Below are 1,398 nucleotides of genomic sequence, written 5' to 3' on the forward strand. Positions count from 1 at the left end.
ATACTCAGAAGATGGAAAACCCTGAGATTTCTGGCACAGAGTATCAGCAGGGCACACTCTACGGATATGAAGTTAGAGAATATCTACTTTCCAAATGGAATCGTAAATGTGCTTACTGTGGTGTGACCGATACTCAACTAGAGGTCGAACACATCAAACCTAAATCAAAGGGCGGTTCTGACCGAGTAAGTAACCTAGCAATTGCTTGTAGGAAGTGCAATCAAATCAAAGGTAATCAGGAAATCGAACAGTTTTTATCTGGTAAACCTGATGTTCTAAAGCGTATTCTTTCTCAAGCCAAACGACCTTTAGTCGATGGGGCAGCCGTCAACTCAACTCGATGGAAGTTGTATAACGAATTAAAAGCCTTAGGTTTGCCGATTGAAACAGGGTCAGGTGGATTAACTAAGTACAATCGATGTCGGCAGAACCTTCCAAAAACACACTGGTTAGATGCCGCGAATGTTGGAGAAGTCGATACTTTGTACATCGAAAGTTATCAGCCCTTGTTGATTTCAGCTAAAGGACATGGTACTCGTCAGATGTGCAGAACGAACAAGTTTGGCTTTCCCACTCGTTATGTACCAAGGTTTAAGTTTGTCAAAGGGTTTCAGACTGGAGATATTGCCAAAGCCGTTGTAACCAAAGGCAAGAAAATTGGAACCTACACAGGTAGAATAGCTACTCGAAAAACCGGTTCATTCAATATCTCCACTAAACACGAACTGGTTCAAGGAATTAGTCATAAATATTGCAGCATTGTACACCGGAAAGATGGATACTCTTATAGTTTCTAATTCAAAAGAATCTCTGTCAAGCTGCTGTTTATGTAAGGGGAGCGACTCCTCCCCATGCATGAATGACAGGGGTTTCCGTCGCTCCCCTTACCAACCCCTATTTTTTTGATGAAGATATCCAACTTAGACAACCAAACTATTGATCGCATTGTTGAAATGGCTTGGGAGGATAGAACACCATTTGAGGCAATTGAGGTTCAGTTTGGTCTCCAAGAGAAACACGTAATTCAATTAATGCGACGTTCCATGACTACTTCAAGCTTCAAGATGTGGCGTAAGAGAGTCACTGCACGTAACACCAAACATCTCCGAAAAAGAAATTTTACCGCAGGTCGCTTCAAGTCAAACAACCAAAAGAATTAAGTTAACAACACTATACGGTTTTTACTACCTAAATTACCGTATTAAGTCCTAGCAAATTATTTTTATAAGAATTAAAATAATTTATAACTGCATCAATATATTGTTATACAATAAATGGTAAGTCAGCCATGAAATATTCCGAGCAACTATCTCTAGAACAAGAATTCAATTTAAGAATATTTGCCGATCAAGTGCTGACTCTCTCCCTAGAGCAAGCCCAGGATTTATCTATTGAGCT

At 39.8% G+C, this 1,398-nt stretch carries 2 protein-coding genes and 1 pseudogene; all 3 read left to right on the plus strand.

Features of this window, described 5'->3' with window-relative positions; genetic code table 11:
* Positions 1 to 797, plus strand: a 797-nt coding sequence (gene iscB / locus F6K49_RS49260; RefSeq protein WP_293110046.1) for an RNA-guided endonuclease IscB, incomplete at its 5' end; no start/stop codon positions are given.
* A 108-nt stretch (positions 798 to 905) separates the two neighbouring features.
* Entirely contained in the window at positions 906 to 1,160 is a 255-nt protein-coding gene (locus tag F6K49_RS49265) for a TIGR03643 family protein (protein WP_293110048.1), read from the plus strand.
* 128 nt (positions 1,161 to 1,288) lie between these two features.
* Positions 1,289 to 1,398, plus strand: a pseudogene (locus F6K49_RS49270) (hypothetical protein); the annotation flags it as partial.

The organism is Moorena sp. SIO3I6 (assembly GCF_010672095.1).

What these genes read in the sequence shown, in the direction of transcription:
- F6K49_RS49265 (WP_293110048.1), top strand. Translation starts at nt 906, where the DNA reads ATGAAGATATCCAACTTAGACAACCAAACTATTGATCGCATTGTTGAA.